This window comes from Pseudomonas sp. WS 5010, assembly GCF_012985565.1.
Classification (GTDB): domain Bacteria; phylum Pseudomonadota; class Gammaproteobacteria; order Pseudomonadales; family Pseudomonadaceae; genus Aquipseudomonas.
Map to the genome: position 1 here is coordinate 267836 of NZ_JAAQWQ010000005.1, position 25166 is coordinate 293001.

Annotated in this window: 22 protein-coding genes; 15 read left to right on the forward strand and 7 right to left on the reverse strand. The window is 59.6% G+C overall.

What is annotated here, in order from left to right; translation table 11 throughout:
• Positions 1-94: 94 nt before the first annotated feature.
• From HBO11_RS18100 to HBO11_RS18135, 8 genes are all read left to right on the forward strand, one after another.
• On the forward strand, positions 95-2926 hold the full coding sequence (locus tag HBO11_RS18100) for a 2-oxoglutarate dehydrogenase E1 component (protein ID WP_169956474.1): 2832 nt from the start codon (positions 95-97) through the stop codon (positions 2924-2926).
• A gap of 44 nt (positions 2927-2970) precedes the next feature.
• Positions 2971-4209, forward strand: a complete 1239-nt coding sequence (odhB, locus tag HBO11_RS18105) for a 2-oxoglutarate dehydrogenase complex dihydrolipoyllysine-residue succinyltransferase (RefSeq protein WP_169956476.1) — start codon at positions 2971-2973, stop codon at positions 4207-4209.
• Between the two features lie 99 nt (positions 4210-4308).
• Entirely contained in the window at positions 4309-5745 is a 1437-nt protein-coding gene (gene lpdA / locus HBO11_RS18110; protein WP_169956478.1) for a dihydrolipoyl dehydrogenase, read from the forward strand.
• Between the two features lie 202 nt (positions 5746-5947).
• Positions 5948-7114, forward strand: coding sequence for an ADP-forming succinate--CoA ligase subunit beta (gene sucC, locus HBO11_RS18115; RefSeq protein ID WP_003233235.1), 1167 nt, complete (start codon positions 5948-5950; stop codon positions 7112-7114).
• Positions 7114-7995, forward strand: a complete 882-nt coding sequence (gene sucD, locus HBO11_RS18120) for a succinate--CoA ligase subunit alpha (protein ID WP_057438865.1) — start codon at positions 7114-7116, stop codon at positions 7993-7995. Before sucC ends, sucD begins: the two co-directional genes overlap by 1 nt.
• Positions 7996-8411: 416 nt before the next feature.
• Positions 8412-9725, forward strand: a complete 1314-nt coding sequence (gene brnQ / locus HBO11_RS18125; protein ID WP_169956480.1) for a branched-chain amino acid transport system II carrier protein — start codon at positions 8412-8414, stop codon at positions 9723-9725.
• A 199-nt stretch (positions 9726-9924) separates the two neighbouring features.
• Complete coding sequence (locus HBO11_RS18130) at positions 9925-10665, forward strand: DUF599 family protein (RefSeq protein WP_169956482.1); 741 nt, start codon at positions 9925-9927, stop codon at positions 10663-10665.
• Complete coding sequence (locus HBO11_RS18135) at positions 10662-11063, forward strand: MAPEG family protein (RefSeq protein ID WP_169956484.1); 402 nt, start codon at positions 10662-10664, stop codon at positions 11061-11063. The genes HBO11_RS18130 and HBO11_RS18135 overlap by 4 nt, the downstream gene beginning before the upstream one ends.
• 73 nt (positions 11064-11136) lie before the next feature.
• Here HBO11_RS18135 and HBO11_RS18140 read toward each other — a convergent pair whose 3' ends face one another.
• Positions 11137-11388 (reverse strand): hypothetical protein, encoded by a 252-nt coding sequence (locus HBO11_RS18140; RefSeq protein WP_029292691.1) that lies wholly within the window; start codon positions 11386-11388, stop codon positions 11137-11139.
• 158 nt (positions 11389-11546) lie between these two features.
• Here HBO11_RS18140 and HBO11_RS18145 point away from each other — a divergent pair, with 158 nt between their 5' ends.
• The 4 genes from HBO11_RS18145 (at position 11547) to HBO11_RS18160 (ending at position 15274) form a co-directional block, all read left to right on the forward strand.
• The gene (locus HBO11_RS18145) at positions 11547-12023 is read left to right on the forward strand and encodes a PaaI family thioesterase (protein ID WP_169956486.1); all 477 of its coding nucleotides are present in this window, start codon (positions 11547-11549) and stop codon (positions 12021-12023) included.
• The gene (locus tag HBO11_RS18150) at positions 12020-12484 is read left to right on the forward strand and encodes a PaaI family thioesterase (protein ID WP_169956488.1); all 465 of its coding nucleotides are present in this window, start codon (positions 12020-12022) and stop codon (positions 12482-12484) included. The genes HBO11_RS18145 and HBO11_RS18150 overlap by 4 nt, the downstream gene beginning before the upstream one ends.
• An 89-nt stretch (positions 12485-12573) precedes the next feature.
• A complete protein-coding gene (htpG, locus tag HBO11_RS18155) occupies positions 12574-14478 on the forward strand; it encodes a molecular chaperone HtpG (RefSeq protein ID WP_169956490.1) in 1905 nt (634 codons plus the stop codon).
• A 67-nt stretch (positions 14479-14545) separates the two neighbouring features.
• On the forward strand, positions 14546-15274 hold the full coding sequence (locus HBO11_RS18160) for a dienelactone hydrolase family protein (RefSeq protein WP_169956492.1): 729 nt from the start codon (positions 14546-14548) through the stop codon (positions 15272-15274).
• A 91-nt stretch (positions 15275-15365) separates the two neighbouring features.
• On the opposite strand, the gene HBO11_RS18165 is transcribed toward HBO11_RS18160, so the two are convergent.
• Positions 15366-16232, reverse strand: coding sequence for a pirin family protein (locus HBO11_RS18165; protein WP_169956494.1), 867 nt, complete (start codon positions 16230-16232; stop codon positions 15366-15368).
• Positions 16233-16296: 64 nt separating this feature from the next.
• Positions 16297-16713, reverse strand: a complete 417-nt coding sequence (locus HBO11_RS18170; protein WP_169956496.1) for an OsmC family protein — start codon at positions 16711-16713, stop codon at positions 16297-16299.
• Positions 16714-16853: 140 nt separating this feature from the next.
• Between HBO11_RS18170 and HBO11_RS18175 the strand changes: the two genes are divergently transcribed.
• The 3 genes from HBO11_RS18175 (at position 16854) to HBO11_RS18185 (ending at position 20155) form a co-directional block, all read left to right on the forward strand.
• Complete coding sequence (locus tag HBO11_RS18175) at positions 16854-17858, forward strand: amidohydrolase family protein (protein ID WP_169956498.1); 1005 nt, start codon at positions 16854-16856, stop codon at positions 17856-17858.
• Between the two features lie 67 nt (positions 17859-17925).
• Complete coding sequence (locus HBO11_RS18180; protein WP_169956500.1) at positions 17926-18390, forward strand: DUF3859 domain-containing protein; 465 nt, start codon at positions 17926-17928, stop codon at positions 18388-18390.
• A 139-nt stretch (positions 18391-18529) separates the two neighbouring features.
• Entirely contained in the window at positions 18530-20155 is a 1626-nt protein-coding gene (locus HBO11_RS18185) for a methyl-accepting chemotaxis protein (protein WP_169956502.1), read from the forward strand.
• A gap of 184 nt (positions 20156-20339) precedes the next feature.
• On the opposite strand, the gene fabB is transcribed toward HBO11_RS18185, so the two are convergent.
• The 4 genes from fabB to HBO11_RS18205 form a co-directional block, all read right to left on the reverse strand.
• Positions 20340-21560, reverse strand: coding sequence for a beta-ketoacyl-ACP synthase I (fabB, locus tag HBO11_RS18190; RefSeq protein WP_170042649.1), 1221 nt, complete (start codon positions 21558-21560; stop codon positions 20340-20342).
• Positions 21561-21571: 11 nt separating this feature from the next.
• Entirely contained in the window at positions 21572-22087 is a 516-nt protein-coding gene (fabA, locus tag HBO11_RS18195) for a 3-hydroxyacyl-[acyl-carrier-protein] dehydratase FabA (RefSeq protein WP_003210552.1), read from the reverse strand.
• Between the two features lie 248 nt (positions 22088-22335).
• Positions 22336-24237 carry an ATP-binding protein gene (locus HBO11_RS18200; RefSeq protein WP_169956799.1) on the reverse strand — a complete coding sequence of 634 codons (1902 nt, stop codon included), beginning with the start codon at positions 24235-24237 and terminating at the stop codon, positions 22336-22338.
• Positions 24234-25166: an ABC transporter substrate binding protein gene (locus tag HBO11_RS18205; RefSeq protein ID WP_262381072.1), complete on the reverse strand. Its 933-nt coding sequence runs from the start codon at positions 25164-25166 to the stop codon at positions 24234-24236. The genes HBO11_RS18200 and HBO11_RS18205 overlap by 4 nt, the downstream gene beginning before the upstream one ends.

The window sequence follows — 25166 nt, forward strand, 5'->3', positions numbered from 1 at the left end:
TCCTAAGTGGCTTGTTTTGGTCGCTGCACTTGGCCTTTTGCAAGCAAACTCGGTGTTTTCGCCGGTGGTGTCCCCAAATCGAGGGTGACCAAGCATGCAAGAAAGCGTGATGCAGCGCATGTGGAACAGCGGCTATCTTTCAGGTGGTAACGCTGCCTATGTGGAAGAGCTTTATGAGCTCTACCTGCACGACCCTAACGCTGTGCCAGAAGAATGGCGCACCAAATTTCAGACGTTGTCTTCAGACGGCAACGCTGCCACCGATGTATCGCATGCAACAATTCGCGATCAATTTGTGCTGCTGGCAAAGAACCAGCGCCGCGCCCAACCGGTTTCCGCCGGGAGCGTGAGCAGTGAGCACGAGAAGAAGCAAGTTGAAGTATTGCGACTGATCCAGGCCTACCGTATGCGTGGCCACCAGGCAGCCCAGCTTGATCCGCTGGGGCTGTGGCAGCGTCCTGCACCTGCAGACCTGTCGATCAATCACTACGGCTTGACCAATGCCGATCTTGATACGATTTTCCGTGCCGGCGACCTGTTCATCGGCAAAGAGGAAGCGAGCCTACGCGAAATTCACGAAGCGTTGCAGCAGACATATTGCCGCACCATCGGCGCTGAATTTACGCACATCACCGATTCCGAGCAGCGCCACTGGTTCCAGCATCGCCTGGAAGGCGTGCGTGGCCGTCCGGTGCTGTCTGCCGATGTGCGTGGCCACCTGCTTGAGCGCGTCACCGCTGCCGAAGGCCTTGAAAAATACCTGGGCACCAAATACCCGGGCACCAAGCGTTTCGGTCTGGAAGGCGGCGAGAGCCTGATTCCGATGCTTGACGAGCTGATCCAGCGTTCCGGTTCCTACGGCACCAAGGAAATCGTGATCGGCATGGCTCACCGTGGTCGCCTGAACGTGTTGGTCAACACCTTCGGCAAGAACCCGCGCGAGCTGTTCGACGAGTTCGAAGGCAAGAAGAAGGTCGAGCTGGGTTCCGGTGACGTTAAATACCACCAGGGCTTCTCGTCCAACGTGATGACCACCGGTGGTGAAGTCCACCTGGCCATGGCGTTCAACCCATCCCACCTGGAAATCGTTTCTCCAGTGGTCGAGGGTTCGGTACGTGCTCGCCAGGATCGTCGCAACGACTCCACCGGTGAGAAGGTTCTGCCGATTTCCATCCACGGTGACGCGGCATTCGCCGGTCAAGGCGTGGTCCTGGAAACGTTCCAGATGTCGCAGACTCGCGGCTTCAAGACCGGCGGTACCATTCACATCGTCATCAACAACCAGGTGGGTTTCACCATCAGCAACCCGCTGGACGCACGCTCTACCGAGTACGCGACCGACGTTGCCAAGATGATCCAGGCGCCGATCCTCCATGTGAATGGGGATGATCCGGAAGCCGTATTGTTCGTGACCCAACTGGCCATTGACTACCGCATGCAGTTCAAGCGTGACGTGGTCATCGACCTGGTTTGCTACCGCCGTCGCGGTCACAACGAAGCGGATGAGCCTAGCGGCACCCAGCCGTTGATGTACCAGCAGATCTCCAAGCAGCGCACCACCCGTGAGCTGTACGCCGAAAGCCTGACCAAGGCCGGCGTGCTGGATGAAGCGCGTGTTCAGGCGAAAATCGATGAATACCGCAACGCGCTGGACAACGGTCTGCATGTAGTAAAAAGCCTGGTCAAAGAGCCGAACAAAGAGCTGTTCGTGGACTGGCGTCCATACCTGGGCCACGCCTGGACTGCGCGCCACGACACTTCGTTCGATCTGAAAACCCTGCAGGAACTGTCCGCCAAGCTGCTGGAAATCCCGGAAGGCTTCGTGGTACAGCGCCAGGTTGCGAAGATCTACGAAGACCGTCAGAAGATGCAAGCCGGCGGCCTGCCGATCAACTGGGGTTACGCTGAAACCATGGCGTACGCGACCCTGGCGTTCGAAGGTCACCCGATTCGCATGACCGGCCAGGACATCGGCCGTGGTACGTTCTCGCACCGTCACGCGGTATTGCACAACCAGAAAGACGCGGGCACCTACATCCCGTTGCAGCACTTGTATGAAGGCCAGCCACGTTTCGACCTGTACGATTCGTTCCTGTCCGAAGAAGCCGTACTGGCGTTCGAATACGGTTACTCGACCACCACGCCTAACGCGCTGGTGATCTGGGAAGCCCAGTTCGGCGACTTCGCCAACGGTGCCCAGGTGGTTATCGACCAGTTCATCACCAGCGGCGAGCACAAGTGGGGCCGTCTGTGCGGTCTGACCATGTTGCTGCCACACGGTTATGAAGGTCAGGGTCCTGAGCACTCCTCGGCCCGTCTGGAGCGTTACCTGCAGTTGTGCGCCGAGCACAATATCCAGGTGTGCGTGCCGACTACCCCGGCCCAGATCTACCACTTGCTGCGTCGCCAGGTGATCCGCCCGCTGCGCAAGCCGCTGGTAGTGCTGACTCCGAAATCGCTGTTGCGTCACAAATTGGCCATCTCGACCCTGGAAGATCTGGCCGATGGTTCGTTCCAGACCGTTATTCCGGAAATCGACACCCTGGATGCAGCCAAGGTCACTCGCCTGATCCTGTGCAGCGGCAAGGTTTACTACGACTTGCTGGAAAAACGTCGTGCCGAAGGCCGCGAAGACATCGCCATCGTGCGTATCGAGCAGCTTTACCCGTTCCCGGAAGATGACCTGATGGAGGCCATTGCGCCTTACACCAACCTCACCCATGTGGTGTGGTGTCAGGAAGAACCGATGAACCAGGGCGCGTGGTACAGCAGCCAGCATCACCTGCGTCGCAGCATCGGCAACCACAACAAGGCCCTGGGCCTGGAGTATGCCGGTCGTGATGCTTCTGCTGCACCTGCGTGTGGTTATGCGTCGATGCACGCCGAGCAGCAGGAAAAACTGCTGCAAGATGCTTTCACTGTTTAACGCCTTCGCGCTGACTGAAACCGAATTTTAAGGACCCACAGATAATGGCTATCGAAATCAAAGCCCCGTCATTCCCGGAATCGGTTGCCGATGGCACCGTTGCCACCTGGCACAAGAAACCAGGCGAGGCCGTCAAGCGTGACGACCTGATCGTCGACATCGAGACTGACAAAGTCGTCCTGGAAGTGTTGGCCGAAGCCGACGGCGTCCTGGGCGCCATCGTTGCCGAAGAAGGTGCAACCGTCCTGTCCAACCAGGTACTGGGCTCGATCGAAGCGGGCAGCGCTGCCGCCGCCGCTCCAGCCGCCGCTGCTGCTGCTCCGGCTGCTGCACCTGCTGCTGCACCTGCTGCTGCCGCTCCGGCTGCTGGTGGTGAAGATCCAATCGCTGCACCGGCTGCGCGTCAGCTGGCTGAAGAAAACGGCATCAACCTGGCTTCCATCAAAGGCACTGGCAAAGACGGCCGTGTGACCAAGGAAGACGTGGTTGCTGCTGTTGAAGCCAAGAAAAACGCTCCGGCTGCCGCACCTGCCAAGGCTGCTGCCCCGGCTGCCGCAGCGCCTGTGTTCGCCGCTGGCGACCGCACCGAGAAGCGCGTGCCAATGACCCGTGTGCGTGCCACCGTGGCCAAGCGCCTGGTTGAAGCACAGTCGAACATGGCGATGCTGACCACTTTCAACGAAGTCGACATGACTGAAGTCATGGCCCTGCGTTCGAAGTACAAGGATCTGTTCGAGAAGTCCCACAACGGCGTGCGCCTGGGCTTCATGTCGTTCTTCGTGAAAGCGGCCACCGAAGCGCTGAAGCGTTTCCCGGCAGTCAACGCTTCCATCGACGGCAGCGACATCGTTTACCACGGTTATGCAGACGTCGGCGTTGCCGTCTCCAGCGACCGTGGCCTGGTGGTACCGGTCCTGCGTAACGCCGAACTGATGAGCCTGGCTGAAATCGAAGGCGGCATCGCTGGCTTCGGCAAGAAAGCCCGTGACGGCAAGCTGACCATCGACGAGATGACCGGCGGTACCTTCACGATCACTAACGGTGGTACTTTCGGCTCGATGATGTCGACCCCGATCGTCAACCCGCCGCAAGCTGCGATCCTGGGCATGCACAACATCATCCAGCGTCCGATGGCCATCAACGGCCAGGTCGTGATCCGTCCGATGATGTACCTGGCGCTGTCCTACGATCACCGCCTGATCGATGGTAAGGAAGCCGTTACGTTCCTGGTGACCATCAAGAATCTGCTGGAAGACCCGGCTCGCCTGCTCCTGGATATCTGATAGAAGCAGCTTCAAGTTGCGGGCTACAAGCTGTAGGAAAAATCAGCTTGGCTTGCAGCTTGGAGCTAAAAGCTTGTCGCAAATAGAGGATCTATTTTCATGACACAGAAATTTGACGTTGTAGTGATCGGTGCGGGCCCTGGCGGCTACGTGGCCGCCATCAAGGCCGCACAACTGGGCTTCTCGACTGCGTGCATCGAAAAATACACTGACAAGGAAGGCAAACTGGCCCTGGGCGGTACCTGCCTGAACGTCGGTTGCATTCCTTCCAAGGCGCTGCTGGACAGCTCCTGGAAATTCCACGAAGCCCAGGACGGTTTTGCCATCCACGGCATCAACCACGCTGGCGTGACCATGGACGTGCCAGCAATGGTCGGCCGCAAGGCCAACATCGTCAAAGGCCTGACCTCTGGCGTTGCTACCCTGTTCAAGGCCAATGGCGTCACTTCCCTGCAAGGTCATGGCAAACTGCTGGCCGGCAAGAAAGTTGAAATCACCAAGCCAGACGGTTCGACCGAAATCATCGAAGCCGAGAACGTGATCCTGGCTCCAGGTTCGCGTCCAATCGACATTCCACCGGCTCCTGTTGATCAGAACGTGATCGTCGATTCGACCGGCGCCCTGGAATTCCAATCGGTACCGAAACGCCTGGGCGTGATTGGCGCTGGCGTAATCGGCCTGGAGCTGGGTTCGGTCTGGTCCCGCCTGGGTTCGCAAGTGACCGTGCTGGAAGCCCTGGACACGTTCCTGCTGGCTGCCGACACCGCGGTGTCCAAAGAAGCGCTGAAAACCCTGACCAAACAAGGTCTGGACATCAAGCTGGGCGCACGCGTGACCGGTTCGAAAGTCAACGGCGAAGAAGTTGTCGTGACCTACACCGACAAGGATGGCGAACAGACCATCACTTTCGACAAGCTGATCGTTGCCGTTGGTCGCCGTCCAGTGACCGCTGATCTGCTGGCCTCTGACAGCGGCGTGACCATCGACGAGCGTGGTTTTGTCCACGTCGACGATCACTGCGCTACCACCGTGCCTGGCGTCTATGCCATCGGTGACGTGGTTCGCGGCATGATGCTGGCACACAAGGCATCCGAAGAAGGCATCATGGTGGTTGAGCGGATCAAGGGTCACAAGACCCAGATGAACTACGACCTGATCCCTTCGGTTATCTACACCCACCCGGAAATTGCATGGGTCGGCAAGAACGAACAGCAGTTGAAAGCTGAAGGCGTTGAAGTTAACGTCGGCACCTTCCCGTTTGCCGCTTCTGGCCGTGCCATGGCAGCGAACGACACTGGCGGTTTTGTCAAAGTCATCGCTGATGCCAAGACTGACCGCGTACTGGGTGTCCACGTAATTGGCCCAGGCGCAGCAGAACTGGTTCAGCAGGGCGCTATCGGTATGGAATTCGGCACCAGCGCCGAAGACATCGGCATGATGGTTTTCTCCCATCCGACCCTGTCTGAAGCGCTGCACGAAGCCGCGTTGGCAGTGAATGGCCATGCCATCCACATTGCCAACAAGAAGAAGCGCTAAGCGAGATAATAAGAAACCACGGCGGTTGCCCGTCGTGAGCCTTGCGCGCAAGACTCACCGCGGAATATCCGCTGGACGCAGTCTTGCGCAGCTTTGCCGGCCTTAGGGCGGCGAAGTTGGGCAAGCAGCAGTCACAGGTGGCGCGGCACTCATAATGAGCGCAGCGCCGAATGCGCAGTACCTAACGAAGACGGTAAAAAGCATGAATCTTCACGAGTATCAGGGTAAGCAGCTGTTCGCTGAGTACGGCCTGCCAGTTTCCAAGGGCTACGCAGTAGACACCCCGGAAGCAGCAGCAGAAGCTTGCGACAAAATCGGCGGCACTGAATGGGTTGTCAAAGCCCAGGTCCACGCTGGTGGTCGCGGTAAAGCGGGCGGCGTTAAGCTGGTTCGCAGCAAAGAAGACGCCAAGGCCTTCGCACAGCAGTGGCTGGGCAAGCGTCTGGTGACTTACCAGACTGACGCCAATGGCCAGCCAGTCACCAAGATCCTGGTTGAATCGTGCACTGATATCGCTAAAGAGCTGTACCTGGGCGCTGTCGTTGACCGTTCGAGCCGTCGCATCGTGTTCATGGCTTCCACCGAAGGTGGCGTGGACATCGAGAAGATCGCTCACGAAACCCCAGAAAAAATTCTGAAAGCCACTATCGATCCACTGGTTGGCGCTCAGCCATTCCAGGGTCGCGAGCTGGCTTTCCAGCTGGGCCTGGAAGGCAAGCAAGTTGCCCAGTTCGCCAAGATCTTCGTAGGTCTGGCCAAACTGTTCCAGGATCACGATCTGGCCCTGCTGGAAGTGAACCCGCTGGTGATCAAGGCTGACGGCGATCTGCATTGCCTCGATGCCAAGATCAACATCGACGCCAACGCCATGTACCGTCAGCCTAAGCTGAAGACTTTCCACGATCCGTCGCAAGACGATCCGCGCGAAGCGCACGCTGCCAAGTTCGAACTGAACTACGTAGCCCTGGAAGGTAACATCGGTTGCATGGTCAACGGTGCTGGCCTGGCCATGGGTACCATGGACATCGTCAACCTGCATGGCGGCAAGCCAGCCAACTTCCTCGACGTAGGCGGCGGTGCTACCAAAGAACGCGTTACCGAAGCGTTCAAGATCATCCTGTCCGACTCCAACGTCGCTGCAGTACTGGTCAACATCTTCGGCGGCATCGTTCGTTGCGACATGATTGCCGAAGGCATCATCGGTGCAGTGAAAGAAGTCGGCGTGAAAATCCCGGTTGTTGTACGCCTTGAAGGTAACAACGCTGAACTGGGCGCTAAAGTACTGGCAGAAAGCGGTTTGAACATCATCGCTGCAACCAGCCTGACCGACGCTGCTCAACAAGTTGTCAAAGCTGCGGAGGGCAAATAATGAGCGTCCTGATCAATAAAGACACCAAAGTTATCTGCCAGGGTATTACCGGTTCGCAAGGTAGCTTCCACACCCAGCAAGCCCTCGAATACGGCACCAAGATGGTCGGTGGCGTAACTCCGGGCAAAGGCGGCACCGAGCACCTGGGCCTGCCAGTGTTCAACACCGTGAAAGAAGCTGTTGCTCAAACTGGCGCCACCGCCAGCGTGATCTACGTTCCAGCTCCTTTCTGCAAGGATTCCATCCTGGAAGCAGCATTCGGCGGCATCAAGCTGATCGTTTGCATCACCGAAGGCATTCCTACCCTGGACATGCTGGACGCTAAAGTTAAGTGCGACGAGCTGGGTGTTACCCTGATCGGCCCTAACTGCCCAGGCGTGATCACTCCAGGCGAATGCAAGATCGGCATCATGCCAGGTCACATTCACTTGCCAGGTAAAGTCGGTATCGTTTCCCGTTCCGGCACCCTGACCTACGAAGCTGTGAAGCAGACCACTGACGCCGGTTTCGGTCAGTCGACTTGCGTTGGCATCGGCGGTGACCCGATCCCAGGCTCGAACTTCATCGACATCCTGAAACTGTTCCAGGAAGACCCGAAGACCGAAGCGATCGTAATGATCGGTGAGATCGGCGGTTCGGCTGAAGAAGAAGCGGCTGCCTACATCAAGGCACACGTGACCAAGCCGGTTGTTTCCTACATCGCTGGTGTGACTGCCCCTGCGGGCAAGCGCATGGGCCATGCTGGCGCAATCATCTCTGGCGGCAAAGGCACTGCAGACGAGAAGTTTGCTGCCCTGGAAGACGCAGGCGTAAAAACCGTGCGTTCGCTGGCAGACATCGGCAAGGCTTTGTCCGAGCTGACTGGCTGGGCGATCAAGTAAGCCTCGCGCTTAACTGACGCTTCACCACACAAAGGCCACCTTCGGGCGGCCTTTGTGCATTCTGCAGGTTGCTGAAGATCAAAATGTGGGAGCGGGCTTGCTCGCGAATGCGGTGTATCAGTTGATACATTCGGTGCTGACCCACCGCATTCGCGAGCAAGCCCGCTCCCACATTTGTTTCTATTACCAAGTTAAGTATGAAAACGCGACATCAAAGTGTCGCTTATCGGACAGTCCGCCCTGCAACAGTGCGTTTGTCAGACAAATTCGGTACTCTTGCCGCCTCTTTATGCGCCCGCATCCCAAAAGGAAGCCGCGTGCTAGACCGGTCGGTCCCCATAAGGGCCGGCAGTATTTCCCTCATCCATAGGGAATCCCCCTCTAAATTCCGATTCAGTAGTGTGGTATTTCCTCAAATGAAAGTGTTGAAAGGCCAGGATATCCTGGCGTTGGGCTTTATGACTTTTGCGCTGTTCGTGGGCGCCGGTAACATCATCTTCCCGCCTATCGTTGGTTTGCAGTCCGGGCCTCATGTCTGGATGGCAGCGCTGGGCTTCCTGATCACTGCAGTCGGCCTGCCGGTGGTCACGGTCATCGCCCTGGCCAAGGTCGGCGGTGGCATGGACGCATTGAGCAGCCCTATCGGCAAGGTCGCCGGTGGCATCCTGGCTGCAGCGTGCTACCTGGCAGTCGGCCCGCTGTTCGCCACGCCACGTACCGCAACAGTCTCCTTTGAAGTCGGCCTGGCGCCACTGACCGGCGAAAGCCCGCTGGCACTGTTCCTCTACAGCTCGGTGTACTTCCTGCTGGTGTTCTTCATCTCCCTGTACCCAGGGCGCCTTTTGGATACCGTCGGCCGCTTCCTCGCGCCGCTGAAGATCATCGCGCTGGCGGTCTTGGGCATCGCGGCCTTTGCCCTGCCTGCGGGTGATATTGGCGTTGCTACGCCAGAGTACGTCGCCGCACCGTTCTCCCAGGGCTTTATCAATGGTTACCTGACCATGGATACCCTGGGCGCACTGGTGTTTGGCATCGTGATTGTCAACGCTATCCGCTCCCGTGGCGTCGAATCGCCACAGCTGATCACCCGTTACGCGATCATTGCCGGACTGATTGCCGGCCTCGGCCTGGCGCTGGTGTACATCAGCCTGTTCCGCCTCGGTTCGGGCAGCCATGAAGTGGCCGCCGGTGCAGCCAACGGCGCAGCGGTACTGCACGCCTACGTACAACATACCTTCGGCTCCCTGGGCAGCGGCTTCCTCGCGGTGCTGATCTCCCTGGCGTGCCTGGTAACAGCCGTGGGCCTGACTTGTGCCTGCGCCGAGTACTTCAGCCGTGTGTTGCCACTGTCCTACAAGACCCTGGTGGTGATCCTCGCTGCATTCTCGCTGCTGGTGTCCAACCTGGGCCTGACCAAGCTGATCGCGTTCTCGATCCCGGTCCTGACCGCGATCTACCCGCCGTGCATCGTTCTGGTCGCCCTGAGTTTCTGCAAGGATTTCTGGCATGAGCATGGCCGTATCCTTGGCCCTGTGATGCTGGTTTCGTTCATCTTCGGCACCATTGACGCACTCAAGGGCGCAGGCCTGGCTGGCTGGATGCCCACTCAAATGGCGAACCTGCCATTGAGCGAACAAGGCCTGGCCTGGCTGGTGCCTTGTGTGATCACCCTGGTGGCTGCATTCGGGGTCGACCGCATGCTCGGCAAGCGCAGCGAAGCCATCGCTTAAAGCGTTCGTTACACGCTGACATCGAAATGCCCCGTATCTATCGATCCGGGGCATTTTTTATGGGCGCTCGGCGGTGTCTTTTTTTGCGGGCTAACGTCGAAGGGGTTATGAGTTTTCCAGATCAGGAACACGGTCAGTGTGGGAGCAGGCAAGCCCTACATTGTCCGAGTGAGCCAGCCCTATTGTTTAGAGGACCCGCATGTCATTTGTCGAAGCCAACCTGATCCACCTGCTTGCTGCGCTGTGGTTTGTCATCTGCTGGGGCGGATACACCCGCTACGCCAGTTGGAAAGCCCGTGACACTGCCTGCCTCGCCAGTGTGTTGCACCTGTATCGCGAAGACTGGATGCGCCGCATGCTCCTGCGCGACAACCGCATCGCCGATGCCAGCGTGATCGGCAACCTGGAGCGCAACGCCTCGTTCTTTGCCTCCAGCACCCTGATCATCCTCGCCGGTATCCTCACCGTGCTGGGAGCCTCGGAGCGCGCGGTGTCGCTGCTGGCGGACATTCCCATGGTGCAGCAGGCATCCCAGGGCATGTCGGAGATCAAGCTGCTGTGCCTGGCCCTGGTGTTTGTCTATGCCTTCTTTACCTTCAGTTGGTGCATGCGCCAGTACAACTTCGCCGCCATCCTGATTGGCTCAGCGCCGATGGTCGGTGAACGCCACGTCTCCGAGCAGGAGCGCAAGGCGTTTGCCTCGCGGGCGGCGCGGGTGATCTCCATGGCCGCCAACCAGTTCAACTTCGGCCTGCGTTCCTATTACTTCGGGATGACCATGCTCGCCTGGTTTGTCAGCCCCTGGCTGTTCATGCTGATGAGCAGCGGGGTGGTGCTGGTGTTGTATCGGCGTGAATTTCATTCCGACGTTCTGGAAGTCATGGTCTATACCCCTACAGAGGCACCGATGCCTGAAGCGAACAAGGAGGCAACATCGTGAGTATTCCGTTCTGGTGTGTGTTTATCAGCGCGTTGCTGATTTTCGTGGCGCGCATGCCGGTGGGCAAGGCCATGAAAGAGCAGGGCGGGTATGACAACCATCTGCCTCGCCATCAACAGGCACAACTGACCGGCTTTGGCGCGCGGGCGGTGGCTGCTCATCAAAACAGTTTTGAAGCGTTTATTTTGTTTGCGGTGGGGGTATTGATGGCCCATACCACCCAGACTCAGGGCTACCTGATTGACTGGCTGGCGATCATCTTTGTGATTGCGCGGGTAGTCTATCTTGCGTGTTATTGGGCGGACTTGGCGTGGCAACGCAGCCTGGTGTGGCTGGTGGGGTTGCTGTGTTCGCTGTTGTTGATGCTTAGTCCGACATTTCGCACTTTGCTGATCTGATAAAAGTCTCGCGCAAAGTAAAGCCCGCTATTAAGCGGGCTTTCTTTTGCAACATGGTATTTAAACCGCGGTATCAGGAACCGGTTGCAGGTGTAGCGGGTGCAGCTTCTTTAGCGGCGGCAGCGTCAGATTCAGCTTGGGCTTTGGCGGCTTCGGCGTTTTCTTTTGCAGCGTCGTTCACTTTATCCTGAGCTTCGCTCATTTTTTCCTGAGCTTGTTCAGCATGCTGGTTGGCATCCTGAGCTTTGTCCTCGGATTTTTTATCGCAGGCAGCGAGGCCAAGGGCGGCAGCCAACATCAAGGAAACAGCGAAAGTCTTGCGCATGGGGTGTTTCTCCTTATTGAAGATATCTACTGGCCTTTCGAGCATGGGGTGCACGCATTAGTTCCTTTAATCCCACAGATATATAAGCCGTTTTGCCAAGGAACTTTCTTCCGGGGTATTTGTTTCGCCGGATCACTACTAATAAGAGTCTTTATCCAATGACCGATAGCCCCCTTTTAGAGCGTGCCGCACGTTTTGTCTCAGCCCTGCGCCACTGTCAGGTGCTGGGGATCCAGGTACATGATGCAAACACCGAGGGCATGACCTTGTACCTGCCCTACAGCCCGCAGATCGTCGGCGATCCGCAAACCGGGATCATCCATGGCGGCGCCTTGACCTCGCTGATGGACACCGCCTGTGGCATGGCCACCCTGTGCGTGCTGCCGGAGTTCGAGGTCTGCCCGACCCTGGATCTGCGCATTGACTACATGCACCCGGCCGAGCCGCACAAGACGGTGTTTGGCTTTGCCCAATGTTATCGGGTGACCACCGATGTGATTTTCACCCGGGGCTTTGCTTACCAGGACGATCCCCAGCAGCCGATTGCCCATGTAGTGGGCACGTTCATGCGCATGGGCAAGCGATTGAAGGGCACCAAGGGGCTGGGCAGTAGCATCAAGGGAGAACAGGCATGACCCATCAATTCAAGACCCGGATGCAGCAGGCCCACCAACGCGGCGACTATAAGGCGTTGCTCGAGTTGATTCCCTATGCCCGCCTGATCGGCGTCGAGTGCACGCGACTGGGGGATGAGTTGTTGTTCCGCATGCCGGCGAACAAGGACAATATTGGTAACCCGATATTGCCGGCCATCCATGGCGGGGTGATCGCAGGGTTTATGGAGTTGTCGGCGGCCTTTCATCTATGGGTGGCTACAGGCACCCCACGGGTTGAAACAGGCCTGCCGAAGATCGTCGATTTTTCCCTGGATTACTTGCGGGCCGGGCAGTTTCGCGACACCTACGCAACCTGCCAGGTGTGGCGCCAGGGACGGCGGGTGGCCAATGTGGCGATCACTGCCTGGCAGAGCACCCCTGCCGAGCCCATCGCTACCGCTCGCGCGCATTTCAAGATTCAGGAGCAGGGCCACCCTTGAAATCCTGGTCTTAGCCCCCAACTTTGATGACAACCCGCCGCCAACCCTCTAGGGCGCGGCCACTGCCATCCAATTGGAGTTTGATGACCATGAGTGTGGAAACTCAAAAGGAAACCCTGGGCTTCCAGACCGAGGTGAAGCAACTGCTGCACCTCATGATCCATTCGCTGTATTCCAACAAGGAAATCTTCCTTCGCGAATTGATCTCGAACGCCTCTGACGCTGTCGACAAATTACGTTTCGAAGCCCTGTCCAAGCCTGAGTTGCTGGAAGGTGGCGCAGAACTGAAAATCCGTGTGAGCTTCGACAAGGACGCCAAGACCGTCACGCTCGAAGACAACGGCATCGGCATGAGCCGTGAAGACGCGATTACCCATTTGGGCACCATCGCCAAATCCGGCACCGCCGACTTCATGAAGAACCTCTCGGGCGATCAGAAGAAAGATTCGCACCTGATCGGCCAGTTCGGCGTGGGCTTCTACTCGGCCTTTATCGTCGCCGACAAAGTTGAAGTGTTCAGCCGCCGCGCCGGTCTCGACGCCAGCGAAGGCGTGCACTGGTCTTCCAAAGGCGAGGGCGAATTTGAAATCGCCACCGTCGATAAGGCTGATCGCGGTACCCGCATCGTGCTGCACCTGAAGTCCGGTGAAGACGAATTCGCCGATGGCTGGCGCCTGCGCAACATCATCAAGAAGTACTCCGACCACATCGCGCTGCCCATCGAACTGCCGAAAGAACAAGCGGCGGCCGAAGGCGAAGAGGCTCCTGCCCAGGAATGGGAAGTGGTCAACCGCGCCAGCGCCCTGTGGACCCGTCCGCGTACCGAGGTCAAGGACGAGGAGTACCAGGAGTTCTACAAGCACATCGCCCATGACTACGAAAATCCGCTGAGCTGGAGCCACAACAAGGTCGAAGGCAAGCTGGAATACAGCTCGCTGCTGTACGTCCCGGCCCGCGCTCCGTTCGACCTGTACCAGCGCGAAGCGCCGAAAGGCCTGAAGCTGTATGTGCAGCGCGTATTCGTGATGGATCAGGCGGAATCCTTCCTGCCGCTGTACCTGCGCTTTATCAAGGGCGTGGTCGACTCCAACGACCTGTCGCTGAACGTGTCGCGGGAAATCCTGCAGAAAGACCCGATCATCGATTCCATGAAGTCGGCGCTGACCAAGCGTGTGCTGGACATGCTGGAAAAACTGGCGAAGAACGAGCCTGAGCAATACAAGGGCTTCTGGAAAAACTTCGGCCAGGTCATGAAAGAAGGCCCGGCAGAAGATTTCGCCAACAAGGAAAAAATCGCCGGCCTGCTGCGTTTTGCCTCGACTCAAGGCGAAGACGGCGAGCAGGTGGTGTCCCTGGCCGAGTACCTGGCGCGCGCCAAGGAAGGCCAGGACAAGATCTACTACCTGACCGGCGAAACCTACGCCCAGGTCAAGAACAGCCCGCACCTGGAAGTCTTCCGCAAGAAAGGCATCGAAGTGCTGCTGCTCACCGACCGTATCGACGAGTGGCTGATGAGCTACCTCAGCGAGTTCGACGGTAAGTCCTTCGTCGACGTGGCCCGTGGTGACCTGGACCTGGGTAACCTGGACTCCGAAGAAGAGAAGAAAGAAGCCGAAGAAGTGGCCAAGGCCAAAGAAGGCCTGGTTGAGCGCATCAAGACCGCCCTGGGCGATGCCGTCAGCGAAGTGCGGGTTTCTCACCGTCTGACCGACTCCCCGGCGATCCTGGCCATCGGCGAGCAGGACCTGGGCATGCAGATGCGCCAGATCCTTGAAGCCAGCGGGCAGAAGGTGCCGGATTCCAAGCCGATCTTCGAATTCAACCCGGCTCACCCGCTGATCGAGAAACTTGACGGCGAGCAGAGTGAAGAGCGTTTTGGCGACCTGTCGCACATCCTCTTCGACCAGGCGGCCCTGGCCGCAGGGGACAGCTTGAAAGACCCGGCCGCCTACGTGCGCCGACTGAACAAGCTGTTGGTTGAACTGTCGGTTTAACAACGCTGCAAGAAAACCCCGCTTCGGCGGGGTTTTTCGTTCTCGTGCATATCAACTGGAGAAAATGATGAGCCAAGTCACCGTGCGTTCCGTGGTCTATCAGATTGATGGCCAGTCTTATGAAAGCCGCCTGGCCTTCGATGCCAGCCACACGGACCCGCTGCCGGGCCTGTTGATGGCGCCGAACTGGATGGGCGTCAGCGCAGGCGCCGAAGAGATCGCCAAGGCCGTGGCCGGCAAGGGCTATGTGGTGTTGATCGCCGATCTGTACGGGCAACAGGTGCGCCCGTCCAATGGCGATGAAGCTGGCGCCGCGATGATGCCGTTGAAAAATGACCGTGGCTTGCTGAACAAGCGCATGCAGGCGGCTTTTGCGCAACTGCAAGGTCAGGCCGAAGCCGCGGTCGATACCTCGAAGCTGGCGACCTTTGGCTTCTGTTTTGGCGGTTGCTGTTCACTGGAGCTGGCACGTACCGGGGCGCCGCTGAAGGCAGCGGTGTCGTTCCATGGCACCCTCGATACGCCAAACCCGGCGGATGCCAAGCGCATCAAGGGTTCGGTGCTGGTGCTGCATGGAGCGTCTGACCCGTTGGTGCCCAGGGAGCAGTTGCCTGCCTTTGAAGATGAGATGAACGCGGCCGGGGTGGATTGGCAATTGCTGAGCTACGGTGGCGCGGTGCATTCGTTCACTGACCCGCAGGCGAATGTGCCGGGCAAGATGATGTACGACGCCAAGACTGCCGGGCGGGCGTTCCAGGCGATGCATAATTTGTTGGATGAAGTGTTCAAGGGCTGAATATTTAGCGCCTGAGTTGGCCCCATCGCGGGCAGCCCGCTCCCACATTTTGGAATGCATTCCAAGTGTGGGAGCGGGCTGCCCGCGATAGCTATCTCAGAGGCAACTCAATTCTCCCTGTCTCCCCTGGCACCGTCGGCCAATCCCCAGCCGCCCAGCGCTGGCGAGCCTGTTCGATCAACGCCGGATCACTGGCGACAAAGTTCCAGTTGATCCGCCGAGGCCCATCCAGCGGCGCGCCGCCGAAGATCACCAGATGGCAGTCGGTTTCGGCAAACAGCGTCATGCTCTGGCCCGCCGGCAACACCACCAAGCTATGGACTGCCAAAGGTTCGCCATCCAACTGCGCATCACCGTCGAGCACATACACCGCCCGTTCCTCATGCTCATCAGGAATCAGCAGGGTGGTGGCGGTCTGCATATGAGCCTCGGCATACAGCGTCGGCGACAGCACCGGCACCGGTGATTCCAGGCAAAAGCCATTGCCGGCGATCATGCGGATCGCCACGCCGAGGTTGTCACTGACCGGCAAGCTGTTGGCAGGGTGATGGCTGTAATGCCCCGGCCCTTGCTCGTGTGCCTTGGGCGAGGCCAGCCACACCTGCAGGCCATGCAGCTCGAACCCCTTGGCCTTGAGCGCGTCGGGTGTGCGTTCGACGTGGGCAATGGCGCTGCCGGCGGTCATCCAGCTGACATCACCGGCCTGCACCACTTGATCGGAGCCGAGGCTGTCTTTGTGCAGCAGTTCGCCTTCAAACAGGTAGGTGAGAGTGGACAAGCCGATATGCGGATGCTGGCGGATATTCATGCCACTGCCGGGGGCGTAGCGGGTTCGGAGCATATGGTCGAAAAACACGAAAGGCCCGACGCTGCGGCATTCCCGCGAGGGCAGCGGGCGCAGGATCGGTTGGCCTTCGACATCTTCGGCGCGCGGGCGAATCACGGTCACGGTGGTCATGGAGCGTCCCTGTCTGAGCGGGTTTGTAGGGCTTGAGCATAACCCGCCAGACAGGGAATCGGTGTTATTGGCTGAACGCGCCTTCGGCAAGCCGGGTCTCGATGCCGATCTCGGCGGTGGTCATCAGTTTATGCACCGGGCACTTGTCGGCCACGCGATGCAGCTCGGCGCGCTGCTCATCGGTGAGCACGCCCTTGAGGGTCAGCTTGACGTTGAGTTTGTACTTGCCCTTTTGCTCCTCGGTGCTGTCGTGGGTGACTTCCACGGTCACACCGGTCAGGGGGATGTCCTTTTTCTGCGCATACAGCTTGACGGTCAGCGCCTTGCACGAGGCCAGCGCCGCGTCGAAGTAATCGTGGGGCGAGGGCGCCGAGTCGTCGCCACCCAGGGTCTTGGGCAGGTCGGTAAACAGCTCATGGTTATTGATGTTGACGCTATGGCGAAAATTCTCGGTGTTCAGCGTATTGACGATAACAGGCATGGCAAGCCTCACTAGGTGGCAGGATGAAGGTCATGCAGTTATAGAGCATGCTGGCACCTGAGTGTTCCGCGTTTTTTATCGGATGAACCCCGGCACGCCGTCGCAGGTCTACCGCACTTATCCCCTGTTGAGGTTTTACCGTGCCCTTGACCCGCCTGCCCCTCGTCCTGTTGCTTGCCGCCAGCAGCCTTGCCGTACAGGCCCGCGACTATGCCTACAGCGACGCGCACCTGCATTACGTCGACTTCTTCCAGGAGACAGCTGGCATGGACAAGCTGCTCAAGGCCATGGCCGACAATCGCATTGAGCATGTGATGATTTCCGGCGTCCCGGTGGCGAAAAAATGGCATGAAGACGAACCCAAGCGCCCGCGCTATTACGCCGGGGATGACGCGGATGCCTACTGGTACAGCGCCACCGATGTGATCGTCGCCGCAGCGGTCAGCAAGCTGGCCCCCGAGCAGCGCCAGCACTTGCACCCGTTCCTCAGCGGCTTCAACCCCAACGACAAGAACTCCGAGGCCCATATCCAGCGCATGCTCGACCTCTATCCGGGCCTGTGGCAGGGCATCGGCGAAGTGTTCACCCGCCACGATGACCTGACCGCGCTGACCTCCGGTGACACGCCGCGGGCCAATAACGAAGCCATGACGCGCATCTATCACCTGGCCGCCGAGAATGACCTGCCAGTACTGGTGCATTCCAACATCACCTCCAAGCGCGAACGCAACCCCCTGTATCTGGCAGAAATCGAAGAACCACTGCGCAATCATCCGCACACCCGGTTTATCTGGGCCCATGCCGGCACCAGCATGGAAATCCACCGGCACCAGACGCAGTTGGATTTCCTGTTGCCGACCTTGAGCCGCATGCTTGAGGCGTATCCCAACCTGTACGTCGACCTGTCCTGGAGCGTGCTCACGCCGTACTTGCTCGACGATGCGGGAAAGCCCCGGCCGGAGTGGTTGAAACTGGTGGAGCGCTTCCCGGAGCGCTTTATGCTGGGGTCTGATGTTGTAGGGCGGTTCAATAAGTTGGGTAAGGAAATGCGCAGCTTCAATCCCTTCCTCGATGCCTTGCCTGAAGACGTCGCGCGAAAAGTCGCACGGGACAATTTCCTGGCGATTTTGCCCAAGGCGCGCTGATCGGGTTTGTCATCGTCCCGTCATACCGGTGTCATAAGCTCCCGCCATCTCACTCAAGGAGCCCACTATGCACCTCACCCGTTTAAGCGCCCTGGCGGCATTGATGATGATCAGCGGCCTGGCTGGCGCCGAAGTCCGTATCGAAGGCCCGGTAGAGTTCGGCGTGTTCGAAGGCCCGAAAGCCGAGTTGCAGTCGGGCGAGCGTGTGTTGCGCCGCAGCAACGAACAGATCCAGGCCACTACCGTGGTGCCGGCCAAGCTGGGCACCAAGTTCGGCCTGCGTTATCAGTTGTTGGGCAAGGTCGCCGAAGACACGCCGCTGACCTTGCTCTATTTCACCCCAGGCATCCGCACGGCTGATGGCCAGCGGCATGACAAATTCGAAGTGACCCAGAAACTGGTGCCCGGTGCGCCTCAGGACGTGATGGCCTACGAGTTCACCGAAAGCCACGAGGTGGTGCCGGGCGAGTGGCGATTCATGGTGTTCCAGGGCGATCGCCTGCTGACCCAGAAGAGCTTTACCGTGCGCTGAATCGCTACAGTCATGGGCTAGGCAGATAAAGGCGTTTTGATATCGCGTTTTCGTCTTACGCAAAAAGTCGAAGACGCCGATACCTTTCAAGAGCAACCCGCTGCAGGTGGATGCAGCGCTCTTGGAAGGAGTCCGAGCAATGAGTATCCGAAGTCTCAATATCGCTCCACGTGCAGGCCTGGGTTTTGGATTGTTGGCGTTGATGGTGTTTGTGCTCGGCGGGTTCGCCTTGGTGCAAATGGCCAATATGCGTGCGCAGTCGGACCAGGTGGAAACCAACTGGCTGCCCAGCGTAATGGCCGTCGGCGAAATGAATCAGGACCTGCTGCGGGTACGGGCCTTGACCTTGCGCCTGTTGGTCAACCGCGACCCACAGGCAGTGGCGCAGAATGAACAGAAAATCCTCGATATCAAAAAGCAGTTGCACAACGCGCAGTCGCTGTACGATGCCCTGATAGTCCTGCCCCAGGAGCGGGTGCTGTTTGACCGCTTCAAGCTCGAGGAGCAGCAATACCTGCAACGCCAGGAGCAGGTCATGGCGTTTTCCCGGCAGAACCAGGTGGAAGACGCGATCAAGGTGGTCAACGGCGAGATGAACCACCTGGCCGACGCGTTGGCCGGCACCCTCGGCGAACTGGTTACCCTCAACAAGGTCAGCGCCAACCAGGCGGCCACCCTGGCCCAGCAAGTGTTCAGTCAATCGCGAGTCTGGGTGATCGGCATGATTGCCCTGACCGCGCTGATTACCGTGGGACTGGCGGTGTTGTTGACCCGCAGCATCGTATTGCCACTGGCGCAGTCGGTGAGGGTCGCCCAGGGGGTGGCCAGCGGCGACTTGACCGGTGAGATCACCGTCAGCGGCAAGGACGAGCCAGCGCGCCTGCAACAGGCGCTCAAGAGCATGCAGGAAAACCTGCGCGAGACGATCCTGCGTATTTCCCAATCCTCCAGCCAATTGGCCTCTGCTTCCGAGGAGCTCAGTTCGGTCACCGAAGACGCCACCCGTGGCCTGCACCAGCAAAGCCAGGAAATCGAACAGGCCGCCACGGCGGTCAATCAGATGACCGCCGCGGTGGAGGAGGTGGCCAGTAACGCGGTGGCTACCTCCCAGGCCTCGCGCGAATCCGATCGCATTGCCCAGCAGGGGCGCGAGCAGGTGCATCAGACGGTGCTGTCGATTGAGTCCCTGGCCGACGACGTGACCGCCAACGCCACCCAGGTCGAGGACCTGGCGCAGAAGGTGTACGGCATCAGCAAGGTGCTGGATGTAATCCGCGCGATTGCCGAACAGACCAATCTACTGGCGCTGAATGCGGCGATCGAGGCGGCGCGAGCCGGCGAGGCCGGGCGTGGTTTTGCGGTGGTGGCCGATGAAGTGCGGGCCCTGGCCCATCGCACCCAGCAATCGACCCGGGAAATCGAGCAGATGATCGGTGGGATTCAGCAGGGCACCGATCAGGCGGTCAGCGCCATGCAACAGAGCAACGGTCGGGCGCGAGCGACCCTGGACATTGCCAAGTCAGCGGGCACTGCGCTGGAGGAGATTGCCTCGGCGTTTACCCTGATCAATGAGCGCAACCTGGTGATTGCCAGCGCCTCGGAGCAGCAGGCAGCGGTGGCGCGGGAGGTGGATCGCAACCTGATGAATATTCGCGACCTGGCGATGCAGACCTCGGCGGGGGCGAACCAGACCAGTGCGGCGAGTCATGAGCTGTCACGCTTGGCGGTGGATTTGAACACCATGGTGGCGCGGTTTTCGGTGTAGGGCTTTAAACCGGGTTGGCCCCATCGCAGGCAAGCCAGCTCCCACAGTTGACTGAGTTGGAATGCGATCAATGTGGGAGCTGGCTTGCCTGCGATGAAGACGACTCGGCCTTGAATAAACCCCCGCCCAATAAAAAACGCCCCGAACCAGTCGGGGCGTTTTCATAAGCACAACCTGCGGAGTATTACTTGCCCTGCCAGCGCTTGAGCACCAGGGTGGCATTGGTGCCGCCAAAGCCGAAGCTGTTGCTCATGACCGTGTTGATGGTGGCATCTTCACGGGTCTTGGTCAGGATCGGCATATCAGCCACGGCTGGGTCCAGCTCCTCGATGTTGGCCGAACCGGCCATGAAGTTGCCTTCCATCATCAGCAGGCAGTAGATCGCTTCGTGAACGCCGGCGGCGCCCAGGGAGTGACCCGACAGGCTCTTGGTGGAGCTGATGGCCGGAGCCTTGTCGCCGAATACCGCACGCACGCCTTCCATTTCCTTGGCATCGCCCACCGGAGTGGAGGTGCCATGGGTGTTCAGGTAGTCGATTGGCGTATCCACGGTGGACATGGCCATCTGCATGCAACGGATGGCACCTTCGCCGCTTGGCGCAACCATGTCGTAGCCGTCGGAAGTCGCGCCGTAGCCGACGATTTCCGCGTAGATCTTCGCGCCACGGGCCAGGGCGTGTTCCAGCTCCTCGACCACCACCATGCCACCACCACCGGCGATGACGAAACCGTCACGCTTGGCGTCGTAGGCACGGGAGGCTTTTTCCGGGGTTTCGTTGTACTGGGTGGACAGCGCGCCCATGGCGTCGAACAGGAACGATTGGCTCCAGTGTTCTTCTTCACCGCCACCGGCGAATACGATGTCTTGCTTGCCCAGCTGGATCTGCTCGACCGCAGTACCAATGCAGTGAGCACTGGTGGCGCAGGCGGAGGAGATCGAGTAGTTCACGCCCTTGATCTGGAATGGCGTGGCCAGGCATGCGGAAACGGTGCTGCCCATGGTCCGCGTGACGCGGTACGGGCCAACGCGCTTGACGCCTTTCTCGCGCAGGATGTCCAGCGCTTCCATCTGGTTCAAGGTCGACGCGCCACCGGAGCCTGCGATCAGGCCGGTGCGTACGTTGGACACCTGGTCGTCGCTCAGGCCGGAGTCGGCGATTGCGTCTTTCATGGCCAGGTAGGCATAAGCTGCGGCGTGGCCAACGAAGCGATAGATCTTGCGATCGATCAGTTCTTCGAGGGGGAGGTCGATGGAGCCGGAAACCTGGCTACGCAGACCCATTTCGGCATATTCCGGGTTGAAGCGGATGCCAGGGCGACTTGCACGCAGGTTAGCGGAGACGGTCTCTTTGTCATTGCCCAGGCACGAAACGATGCCCAGACCAGTGATAACGACGCGGCGCATGCGGATAACCCTTAAAAGTTGTCAGTGGAAGTGAACACGCCGACGCGAAGGCCTTCGGCGGTGTAGATCTCGCGACCGTCGACAGTCACCGAACCGTCGGCAATGGCCAGGTTCAGCTTGCCCTTGAGGACGCGCTTGATTTGAATGTTGTAGGTGACTTTCTTGGCGGTTGGCAGGACCTGGCCAAAGAACTTCACTTCGCCCGAACCCAAGGCGCGACCGCGGCCCGGCAGGCCTTGCCAGCCGAGGTAGAAACCGACCAGTTGCCACATGGCATCCAGGCCCAGGCAGCCTGGCATCACCGGGTCACCTTCGAAATGGCAGGCGAAGAACCACAGGTCCGGGGTGATATCCAGCTCGGCGACCAATTCACCTTTGCCGTACTTGCCACCCTCTTCGCTGATATGGGTGATGCGATCCACCATCAGCATGTTAGGGGCGGGCAGTTGCGCGTTACCTGGGCCGAACAGCTCACCGCGACTGCAGCGCAGCAGGTCTTCCCGGGTAAAGGCGTTTTGTTTGGTCATGCGAGCTCCTCAATAATCCCATGCGGCAGGGCCGGGTAAATCTTCCCGACCGACTGAAGCGTGCTTGCCTCACGTCGGCAGCCTACAGGTAGACTATTGCGTTGTAGTGAAAGTCACAGCATCAAGGACATGAATGTACACTTGTGCACTGAAATTTTAAACCGGACTCATTTATAGGCCCGCTCGGGTGCCTAAGACTGCCGCACTTTCGTGTTTCACGCCAGTCGCAGTTGGCTGATGGTGCTGATCTAATGCACCCAGCGCTGTAGGATTTGCTGCAAATCCGTGCGTTTGAACGGCTTGGCCAGGTAATCGTTCATTCCAGCGGCCAGGCACGCCTCGCGATCGCCCTGTAACGCATTGGCTGTCAGGGCAATGATTGGCAGGTCGGCGCAGCCGGGCAATTGGCGAATCTGGCGGGTGGCTTCATAGCCGTCGATCACCGGCAGCCGGCAATCCATCAGGATCGCCGTGAAAATCAGGCTTTCGGCACTGCGAATCGCTTCGGCGCCATCGGTGGCGATGCTCACCTCGAACCCCAGGCTGCGCAGCATGGCTTGGACCACCGTGCGGTTGACCGGGTTGTCCTCCACCAGCAACACATTGCGACCTTCACCGGCACTGGCTTTGTGCTGGGTGGCTGCGGCGATCTGCGGCAGGCTCTGTTGGTAGATCGCCAGGGGGATTTCCAGGGTGAACACCGACCCCAGGCCTTCTTCGCTCTTGGCGCGCAAGGTGCCGCCCATGCGCTCGGCCAGGGTGCGGGCAATCGGCAGGCCCAGGCCGGTGCCGCCGTAACGCCTGGAGATAGAGCTGTCCGCCTGTTGAAAAGCATCGAACATCAGTTCCAGGCGCTCGGCCGAGATGCCAATCCCGGTGTCGCGCACGGTGCAGGTGAACCACAGCAGTTCATGGTCCAGGGTCTGCCAGTTGGGCTCGACGCTGACCGTGCCCTGCTCGGTGAATTTCAGCGCATTGCCGATCAGGTTCACCAGGATCTGCCGGATCCGCGTCGGGTCGCCCTGCACGCGCAACGCCTCCATGCCCGGCGGGATCGGCAGTTCCAGGATCAGCCCGCGCTGTATGGCGCTGTGCTGGAAGGCCTGGGCGCAACTGTTGATCAGGTCCACCAGGTTGAACGGGATATGTTCAAGCTCCAGGGCCGAACGTTCGATACGCGAGAAGTCGAGGATATCGTTGATGACTTTGAGCAGGTGCTCGGTGGACTCCGAGGCCAGCGCGGCGTACTCGGTCTGCTCGTCGGTCATGGACGTGGTTTCGAGCAGTTGCAGCATGCCCAGCACACCATTCATCGGCGTGCGCAGTTCGTGGCTCATCATCGCCAGGAAGTCGGATTTTGCGCTGTTGGCACGCTCGGCTTCCTCGCGCGTCTGGATCAACTGGGCCATGGCCTGCTGCTGTTCGCGGCTGGCGTGGTGCAGGCCTTCGGCAAGGTTGTTGATATGCCGGGACAGATCGCCCAACTCCGAGTCGTCGACAATCGGCAGCGGGGCCCTGTAGTCACCCTGCTGGATCGCCTTGACCGCATGGCCCATGGCGCTGATCGGCTGCGACAGGCTGGCGGCCAGGCGCCGCGCCAGCAGGAAGGTAAAGAGCAGGGCAAACAGGGCGAGGATCGCGGCCTTGAAGAGGATTTCCTGCTGGCGCTGGCTGAAGGCGTCATTGGACATGCCGACGATCACCCGCCCCAGGTAGTCGGCCCGTGGCGCCTTGGATTGCGCGGTGCTGTCCTGGAAAAAATCGTTGCCCAGCTGGATATGCTGCAGACGGATCGGCGCCTGGAAGATTTTCACCGACAGCGAGCGGTCGTGCTTTTCCGATGGCTGCTCCACATACACCAGGATGTTTTCCGCGCTGTCCTGGATTTCCAGGAAGCGCACGTGCGGCGTGGCCAGGGTCGCCCGTAGCAGGCTGTCGAGCACGTCGTTGTTGCCCGAGATCACCCCGTACTCGGTGGCCGGGGCCAGTTGGTTGGCGATCAGTTGGCCGGTGTGGTCCAGTTCCTGGCGCAGATCCTGGATCCGCACGAAGGTAAAGAAGCTGATCAACAGCAACGTCAGCAACAGGGCCGGGCCCAGGGTGATGATCTGGGTGCGGGTGTTGATATCCCAGCGGCGACGCAAGGTCATGGGTGTTTCTCCCCTTCGGCCAATCGGGTCGCGACGGCGGTCTCGTCCACCTGTTCGATCCCCAGCGAGCGCGCCACTTGCGGGTTGCCCACGACTTTGAAGTGTTCCGGGTACAGCGAGCGCGGCCAACTGGCCGGCGGGCGATCGAGCAGGCGGTCAAGTACATCCAGCCAGTCGGCCTGGTCGCTGTAGGTACTGGCCAGGCTGCCGGCCCGTACGAAGCCGGCGTTGGGCCCGATCAGTGGCAACTGCCTGGCGTAGCTGCTCAGCAGCAGGTTTTTCACGGTCTTTGGGTTGTACAGCTGCGGATCATCCAGCCCCAGCAACACATCGCTGTTTTTGAACAGGTTCAGCAGCGGCCGACTGTCATTAATGTTGTCCCAGTGCTGGGCGACGATTTCCAGGCCCTGGGCCGACGCATGCTGGCGCAACTCTGGCAGCAGGAATTCGCTTTCGCTGCCGTACAGCACGCCGATACGCCGGGCCTGGGGCAGGATGTTGGCGATCAGACGCAACTGCCGGTCCAGGGGCGGGTCGCTCCACAGCAGGCTGATCTTGCCAGGCACATGGTTGCCCAGGCGCTCGCGGGCTTGCAGGCGACTGATACGCAGCACCAGGGTGGCCGGGCCCTGGGGATCCTGCAGGCGCCAGTCGAGGCTGGGCGGGTCCAGCAGGACCAGGCGGGTGCTGCTCGGCAGTTGGCCGGGGGCGGGCATGTCTTGCAGGGCCTTGAAGGTGACGCTATCGGCAGGGCGTTGCTCGCGCAGGGCCTGGGTGAATGCCTGCACGCCGGGGCCATCCTCGGCGGCGGTCAGCAGGATTTCGGCGCTCCACACGGGCTTGGCCAATGCCAGGCTGGCGAGCAGCAGGCAGCGGCGCCAGAACCTGGCGCCGAAGAGGGCGGTCATCCTTGACTGGGCAGGGTTCAT

What these genes read in the sequence shown, in the direction of transcription:
- lpdA (WP_169956478.1), top strand. Translation starts at nt 4,309, where the DNA reads ATGACACAGAAATTTGACGTTGTAGTGATCGGTGCGGGCCCTGGCGGC.
- HBO11_RS18100 (WP_169956474.1), top strand. Translation starts at nt 95, where the DNA reads ATGCAAGAAAGCGTGATGCAGCGCATGTGGAACAGCGGCTATCTTTCA.
- odhB (WP_169956476.1), top strand. Translation starts at nt 2,971, where the DNA reads ATGGCTATCGAAATCAAAGCCCCGTCATTCCCGGAATCGGTTGCCGAT.
- HBO11_RS18170 (WP_169956496.1), bottom strand. Translation starts at nt 16,713, where the DNA reads ATGCCTGTTATCGTCAATACGCTGAACACCGAGAATTTTCGCCATAGC.
- HBO11_RS18165 (WP_169956494.1), bottom strand. Translation starts at nt 16,232, where the DNA reads ATGACCACCGTGACCGTGATTCGCCCGCGCGCCGAAGATGTCGAAGGC.
- sucD (WP_057438865.1), top strand. Translation starts at nt 7,114, where the DNA reads ATGAGCGTCCTGATCAATAAAGACACCAAAGTTATCTGCCAGGGTATT.
- HBO11_RS18205 (WP_262381072.1), bottom strand. Translation starts at nt 25,166, where the DNA reads ATGAACCCTGCCCAGTCAAGGATGACCGCCCTCTTCGGCGCCAGGTTC.
- HBO11_RS18180 (WP_169956500.1), top strand. Translation starts at nt 17,926, where the DNA reads ATGCACCTCACCCGTTTAAGCGCCCTGGCGGCATTGATGATGATCAGC.
- brnQ (WP_169956480.1), top strand. Translation starts at nt 8,412, where the DNA reads ATGAAAGTGTTGAAAGGCCAGGATATCCTGGCGTTGGGCTTTATGACT.
- HBO11_RS18185 (WP_169956502.1), top strand. Translation starts at nt 18,530, where the DNA reads ATGAGTATCCGAAGTCTCAATATCGCTCCACGTGCAGGCCTGGGTTTT.
- HBO11_RS18150 (WP_169956488.1), top strand. Translation starts at nt 12,020, where the DNA reads ATGACCCATCAATTCAAGACCCGGATGCAGCAGGCCCACCAACGCGGC.
- fabB (WP_170042649.1), bottom strand. Translation starts at nt 21,560, where the DNA reads ATGCGCCGCGTCGTTATCACTGGTCTGGGCATCGTTTCGTGCCTGGGC.
- fabA (WP_003210552.1), bottom strand. Translation starts at nt 22,087, where the DNA reads ATGACCAAACAAAACGCCTTTACCCGGGAAGACCTGCTGCGCTGCAGT.
- HBO11_RS18145 (WP_169956486.1), top strand. Translation starts at nt 11,547, where the DNA reads ATGACCGATAGCCCCCTTTTAGAGCGTGCCGCACGTTTTGTCTCAGCC.
- HBO11_RS18130 (WP_169956482.1), top strand. Translation starts at nt 9,925, where the DNA reads ATGTCATTTGTCGAAGCCAACCTGATCCACCTGCTTGCTGCGCTGTGG.
- sucC (WP_003233235.1), top strand. Translation starts at nt 5,948, where the DNA reads ATGAATCTTCACGAGTATCAGGGTAAGCAGCTGTTCGCTGAGTACGGC.
- htpG (WP_169956490.1), top strand. Translation starts at nt 12,574, where the DNA reads ATGAGTGTGGAAACTCAAAAGGAAACCCTGGGCTTCCAGACCGAGGTG.
- HBO11_RS18160 (WP_169956492.1), top strand. Translation starts at nt 14,546, where the DNA reads ATGAGCCAAGTCACCGTGCGTTCCGTGGTCTATCAGATTGATGGCCAG.
- HBO11_RS18200 (WP_169956799.1), bottom strand. Translation starts at nt 24,237, where the DNA reads ATGACCTTGCGTCGCCGCTGGGATATCAACACCCGCACCCAGATCATC.
- HBO11_RS18140 (WP_029292691.1), bottom strand. Translation starts at nt 11,388, where the DNA reads ATGCGCAAGACTTTCGCTGTTTCCTTGATGTTGGCTGCCGCCCTTGGC.